The organism is Pseudomonas sp. BF-B-26, assembly GCF_019956495.1.
GTDB lineage: Bacteria > Pseudomonadota > Gammaproteobacteria > Pseudomonadales > Pseudomonadaceae > Aquipseudomonas.
Window position 1 is genome coordinate 118812 of the sequence record NZ_JAHBDP010000033.1, and the last position, 6102, is coordinate 124913.

Annotated in this window: 6 protein-coding genes; 1 reads left to right on the forward strand and 5 read right to left on the reverse strand. The window is 60.0% G+C overall.

The genetic code is table 11. From position 1 onward, the window contains the following. Nucleotides 1-12: 12 nt before the first annotated feature. The 5 genes from KGB03_RS03015 to KGB03_RS03035 all read right to left on the reverse strand — a co-directional run bounded on the left by KGB03_RS03015 (nt 13) and on the right by KGB03_RS03035 (nt 5488). Nucleotides 13-1851 (reverse strand): amidohydrolase, encoded by a 1839-nt coding sequence (locus KGB03_RS03015; protein ID WP_140684210.1) that lies wholly within the window; start codon nt 1849-1851, stop codon nt 13-15. Beyond that, nucleotides 1851-2441 (reverse strand): antibiotic biosynthesis monooxygenase, encoded by a 591-nt coding sequence (locus KGB03_RS03020; protein ID WP_218538685.1) that lies wholly within the window; start codon nt 2439-2441, stop codon nt 1851-1853. Before KGB03_RS03020 ends, KGB03_RS03015 begins: the two co-directional genes overlap by 1 nt. Then, on the reverse strand, nt 2434-2850 hold the full coding sequence (locus tag KGB03_RS03025; protein WP_111452056.1) for a DoxX family protein: 417 nt from the start codon (nt 2848-2850) through the stop codon (nt 2434-2436). Before KGB03_RS03025 ends, KGB03_RS03020 begins: the two co-directional genes overlap by 8 nt. 687 nt (nt 2851-3537) lie before the next feature. Further along, nucleotides 3538-4458: a LysR family transcriptional regulator gene (locus tag KGB03_RS03030; protein WP_192407648.1), complete on the reverse strand. Its 921-nt coding sequence runs from the start codon at nt 4456-4458 to the stop codon at nt 3538-3540. A gap of 46 nt (nt 4459-4504) precedes the next feature. Next, on the reverse strand, nt 4505-5488 hold the full coding sequence (locus KGB03_RS03035; RefSeq protein WP_223526309.1) for an MBL fold metallo-hydrolase: 984 nt from the start codon (nt 5486-5488) through the stop codon (nt 4505-4507). 209 nt (nt 5489-5697) lie between these two features. Between KGB03_RS03035 and KGB03_RS03040 the strand changes: the two genes are divergently transcribed. Beyond that, nucleotides 5698-6102, forward strand: a 405-nt coding sequence (locus KGB03_RS03040) for a helix-turn-helix domain-containing protein (protein WP_223526310.1), incomplete at its 3' end; no start/stop codon positions are given.

Here is a 6102-nt window from a genome sequence, read left to right on the forward strand (position 1 = left end):
TTTCTGCGATCGTCAGAACGCGAAGCACGAGCAGCCGAACGCGCCCCAGAAACCCGCGAAATCGCTGACCGGCGCATTCGACAAACGCGCCTTTTCATGGCTATGGGAATGCACGCCGCACGGCCCGCTGCAATGGTGAACCTGCGCTTGCATCGGCGAGGTCGGACGCCAGTGCCCCGGCACTTTCACCACCGGCGACCAGTCCGGCAGCACCGGCACGCTGGCCGGTCCGAGTTTTTCAAAGTCACCGGCGGCGTACACCACCTTGCCGCCGACCACGGTCAACACCGACTCGATCCACTTGATCGCTTCTTCGTCGACGCTGAAAAAATCCGCGCTCAGGGCCGCGACGTCAGCCAGTTGGCCGACTTTGATCATGCCTTTCTTGCCCTGCTCGGAAGAGAACCAGGCGCTGCCGTGGGTGAACAGCTCCAGTGCGGTTTGACGAGACAAGCCCTCGGCATGCAATTCCAGGCCACCGACCGTACGGCCGCTGACCATCCAGTACAGCGAAGTCCAGGGGTTGTAGCTGGACACTCGCGTGGCATCGGTGCCGGCGCCGACCGGTACACCTTCGGCCAGCATGCGTTTGATCGGCGGGGTCGCTTCGGCGGCTTTGGCGCCGTAACGCTCGACGAAATATTCGCCTTGGAACGCCATGCGGTCCTGGATCGCGATGCCGCCACCCAGCGCCCTCACCCGCTCAATGTTCTGCGGGGTGATGGTTTCGGCATGGTCGAAAAACCATGGCAAACCGTTGAACGGAATGTCGCGGTTAACCTTCTCGAACACGTCGAGCATGCGGCTGATGGATTCGTTGTACGTGGCGTGCAAACGGAACGGCCAGCGCTGCTCGACCAAGTGGCGCACCACCGGCTCCAGCTCGTCTTCCATGGTTTGTGGCAGGTCCGGACGCGGTTCGAGGAAGTCCTCGAAATCCGCCGCTGAAAACACCAGCATTTCCCCGGCGCCGTTGTGCCGCAGGTAATCGTCGCCCTGATGCAGGGTCACGCTGCTGGTCCAATTCTTGAAATCGGTCAGCTCTTCCTTGGGCTTCTGGGTGAACAGGTTGTAGGCGATGCGAACAGTCAACTGCTGGTCCTTGGCCAACTGCTCGATCACCTGATAATCGTCCGGATAATTCTGGAAACCGCCGCCGGCATCGATGGCGCTGGTCAGGCCGAGACGGTTGAGTTCGCGCATGAATTGACGGGTCGAGTTGACCTGATATTCCAGCGGCAACTTCGGCCCCTTCGCCAGGGTCGAGTAGAGAATCATCGCGTTAGGACGGGCGACCAGCATGCCGGTCGGTTCACCGTTGGCATCGCGGACAATCTCGCCACCCGGCGGGTTCGGCGTGTTGCGGGTGTAACCGGCCACGCGCAACGCGGCACGGTTGAGCAAGGCGCGGTCGTACAAATGCAGGACAAATACCGGTGTATCCGGCGCGGCCTGATTGAGTTCTTCGAGGGTCGGCATGCGCTTTTCAGCGAACTGGAATTCGTTCCAGCCGCCGACCACGCGCACCCATTGCGGCGTGGGTGTGCGGTCGGCCTGATCCTTGAGCATGCGCAGGGCATCGGCCAGCGACGGCACCCCTTCCCAGCGCAATTCGAGGTTGTAGTTCAGACCGCCACGGATCAGGTGCAAGTGCGAGTCGTTGAGGCCGGGAATGACGCAGCGACCCTTGAGATCGATGACCTGCGTACCCGAACCGCGCAGGGCCATGGCTTCGGCGTCGGTGCCGACCGCGACGAAACGACCATTGCTAATCGCTACGGCGCTGGCGCGTGGGTTTTCACGGTCAACCGTATGAAATTGGCCATTAAACAAAATCAGATCGGCGTTCATCACTTTTCCTTGGGCTGAGTGGAAGAGGACAGCCAGGGGGCGAACAATCGCGTCGCCATTGGCATGAACAGGTACACCACCGACACGACGATGGTCAGCGTGATCAGGAACGTCGCGACCACGTAATTGGACAGGAAGGTATTGAGCTGCAGCAGCGGGCCCCAGATCAGCGGCACCAGCAAGGTGTGCGGCAAAATCACCAACAACGTCACCACGGCCTGCTTCCATCGCGGCGGTGGTGGCGAAGCGGCGTCGGCTTGCGGCGCGAACCAGAATTCGTTGACCGGATTGACCTCGGTCTGGTCGCCGTCAGCGAGCATCGGTGTGGCTTCGTTGACCAGTTCCAGCCGTTGCGGTGAATCGAGCCAGCGCTGCATCGATTCGGTGGTGCAAAAGCGCAGCACGCAGGTGTACAGGTCAAGTCCGGCGCTCTTGCCGCGAATCACATCGACGCCCAAGTGCCCTTCCTGCTGCCCGGCAATACTGACAATGTTGCGCAACCAGGCTTCGTAGGGCACTTCAAAACCCGCCTTGATCCTGTGCTTGATGACCAGGGTCACGACTTCCTCGAAACGATTGGATTCAGGCATAACGCAAAGCTCCGGCGAATCGGACATTGAGCGCCAGCCGTCCCGGCCCGGCGATAAGAACGCTAGTGAACAGAATCAACAGCAGCCAACCGAACTGCCCTTCATCAAGACTCCATTGCGCATGCACCACCAGCAGCGCGATCAGCAACACCGCCAAAATCGGCAGACACGCCAGACGCACCAGCACCCCGGCGATGATCAGCAACGGGCACAGCACCTCGGCAAAAATCGCCAGCATCAGCGTGGCGTTCGCGCCCAAGTGGAAAGGGTCTTCGATGACTTGCAGTTGAGCGTTGTAGTTAAGCAGTTTCGGCAAACCGTGCACCCACAGCAGAAACAAACCACCGCTGACCCGCAAAAACAGCAGTCCGAGATCCTGGGCCCGCTCATCCCATCGCGACGTATTCATGGGCTACCTGCACGAATGAAAAACCACCGGCGCTCATGCGCCGGGACTTGGTTTGATAGTGCCGGTCTGAGGTCGGGAAAAATTGGATGTGTGTGCTCTTTTTGTGGATGAGCCCGGCGGTACGATCCACCGCAGATCCCTTGTGTGCGAGCCTGTTCGCGATAGCGGTGGGCCAGGCAAAATCAATGCTCGATGACACATCGCCTTCGCGAGCGGACTCCCACAGTTGGACAGGGGACATCAGGATATAAACAGGTCGGCTGTCAGGCCGCCTTCGCGAGCAAGCCCGCTCCCACAATGGAGCGGCGTACGCCTTTCGCTTCTCACCACTCATCAGGCCGAGCGTTAGCTCGCCTGCAGCTTTTGATCTTGATCTACCCGCCCCTTCGGAAGGCTGAGTGGAGGTGTTCATCTGGGGGATAGGCGCGCAGCGCCGTTCGACGAAGTCGAACACATCGAGAGGAGGTCGAAGCGAAGCCGACCGGAGGCGATGCCCCCAGATGAATACCGGAACGAAGGAACGCCGAGCCTAGGCGAGGGGCCGGACGCTTGGGGCGAGCCTTTTTGGGTACTTTTTTGGCGTTTGAAAAAAGTGCCTCGCCGTAAGGGCGAAACCGCCAGCCGCCGTTACCGCAGAAATGGATATGTACACCTCAAAGAAATAGGTCGGCCCGGAGGCCGCCACGGTCAAGCCGAAATCGACAAAGGCCTGGACATGAACTCACTGATCCGCGACCGCAACCACCGCTCCGCCGGATCGTTGTCATGCACCCCACTCCAGGCCATCGAAAGTTGCGCCGCTTCAATCGGAAACGGCGGGTCTTCGGCCCGCAACGCACAACCCTCGACCAACGCACACGCTGCGTAATCCGGCACGGTGGCGATCATCTCGGTCCCGGCCAGCAACGCCCGCAACCCACTGAACTGCGGAACGCCCAACACCACCCGACGACTGCGTCCGATCTTCGCGAGATCAAGATCAATGTTGCCGCTCAAATCCCCCGAAAACGACACCATCGCATGCGGTCGTTCACAGTATTCATCCAGCGACAGCGTCCCCGGTCGTTTGTCCCCACGCAGCACCTTGCATGGAATATCCCGCAACGTCTTGCGCTTGGCATTGGCCGGCAGGTCCGTGGTGTAACTCACTCCCACTGAAATCTCCCCAGACGCCAGCAACGCCGGCATCAGCAGATAATTCGCCCGCCGCACGACCACAATGATCCCTGGCGCCTCTTCCCGGAGCTGGCTCAACAAGGGCGGAAACAAGCCAAACTCGGCGTCGTCCGACAGCCCAATGCGAAACACATCGCAGCTTGTAGCGGGATCGAATTCTTTAGCTCGGCTCACGGCCCCGGAAATCACATCCATCGCCGGTTGCAGCTCCTTGAGAATCGCCAGTGCCCGCCCTGTCGGCTCCATCCCGCGGCCGTTGCGCAACAGCAGCGGATCGTCGAACAGATCCCGTAACCGTCCCAGCGCGGCACTCACCGCCGGCTGCCCCATGAACAGTTTTTCAGCCACACGGGTGAGGTTCTTTTCGAACATCAACGCTTCGAAAATCACTAACAGGTTCATGTCGACGCGGCGCAGATCGTTACGGTTCACAGGCAGATTCCCCTTGTGTGTTCAGCCAGGCACTTAGCGTTGGAATTTACTCGATCAGCGGTACGTTGGCCGCACGTTTGTAAGGACCGTACTCCACCGGTACCCATTGGAAATGCTTGCCCTCTGCCGCGATATGGCCGATGCCGGGAAACGGCAAATGCGCCGCTGTTACCCAGATTTTGCTCGCCGCCGCATCACTGAAAACCCTGGCGCGGCTCTTGATCGCTTGCTGACTGTTGACGTCAAAGCCGATCGACACTTCAGGGTGTTCGAACTGCACCGCCAGGTTATGCACCAGATCCCCCATGAACAGAATGCTCTGACCCTGCGAGGTGAAGCGGTACGTGGTGCTGCCCGGCGTATGGCCGGTCTCGATAACCGCCTCCACACCCGGTACGGGCGACTGACCGGCATCGAACGTCTTGAAGCGACCTGCCGCGACGTAGGCCGCGGTCGAATCCTGGGCGATTTTGAAATACGGCTTGGCACCCTCGGGCGCCTTGCCGAAGGCTTGAGGATCGAGCCAGTAGTCAGCTTCTGCCTTTGCCGCGTAAACAGTGGCGTTGGCGAAAACCGGTTTCTGCTGGCCGTCGACCAGTCCGCAGACATGGTCCAAATGCAGGTGGGTCAACAAAACCGTATCGACCTGCGCCGGCTCATAACCGGCGGCTTTCATATTGTCTGACAGCATCCCGGCGGTAGCACCAATGCACTGGCCGGCACCGGTATCGACGAGGATCAATTGCTTGCCAGTGTTGATCAAAAAGGCATTGAACGCGGTTTGTACGCCCGGCGTTTCAATCGAACGGCGAGCCAGCAGCGCGCGGATCTGACTTTGAGTCAGGCCTTTGAGCAGTTTGGGCGCCAGATCGTTGTAGCCATCGAACAACGCCGTCACCTCGTAATCGCCCACCGCCAACCGGTAATAACCCGGCACTTGCGCGCCGACTTGCGCCGGTGCCTGAGCCGAAGAAATGCCGGACGCCAGCGCTGCCGCGAGCCCCAGCGCGCAAACCAGAGAATGTTGCATGCCACCACCTTGGTCGAGTCAGAAGAGCGGCCACGCACAACGCCGCCAGATAACGTCGATTTTGCACGGCTGGCACCCGCAGAAATTGCAGCAATGTGCTGAGTTAGCGCTGTTGGTTACCAACCGCACATCGACGGAATTAACAACGTTTAACTCGCCTGCCAGAGCCCTGCGACCAAAAATGAAGCTCACCGACAAGGACATCTGTCATGGCTCATTCTCAGCAAAACGTCGCCCGCGAGACGACCACTGAAACGCGAAAGAAAACGACCGGCGGCCTGACTCCGTGGCGCGAAAGCCTGGTCAAGCAACTGATCCTCGAGCGCCTTGGTGAGACCGTTGAAGTGACCGAACTGGCCCGCGCCTGCGCCCTTTCGCGCAGCCATTTCTCTCGCGCGTTCAAGTGCAGCACCGGGCTCTCGCCTCAGGACTGGATTCGCAACCAGCGCATCGCCCGCGCCAAGCAATTGATCCAGAGCACTGACCTGACGCTGACGCAAATCAGTCTCGAATGCGGCTTCTGCGATCAGGCGCATTTCTGCCACATCTTCACTCGCAATGAAGGCATCACTCCATTTGCATGGCGTTGCCGCACCGTGCGCTCCCCGGCCCAC

Bases quoted from the DNA above. Each gene is read 5' to 3' on its own strand.
- KGB03_RS03015 (WP_140684210.1), bottom strand. From the start codon at position 1,851: ATGAACGCCGATCTGATTTTGTTTAATGGCCAATTTCATACGGTTGAC.
- KGB03_RS03020 (WP_218538685.1), bottom strand. From the start codon at position 2,441: ATGCCTGAATCCAATCGTTTCGAGGAAGTCGTGACCCTGGTCATCAAG.
- KGB03_RS03025 (WP_111452056.1), bottom strand. From the start codon at position 2,850: ATGAATACGTCGCGATGGGATGAGCGGGCCCAGGATCTCGGACTGCTG.
- KGB03_RS03035 (WP_223526309.1), bottom strand. From the start codon at position 5,488: ATGCAACATTCTCTGGTTTGCGCGCTGGGGCTCGCGGCAGCGCTGGCG.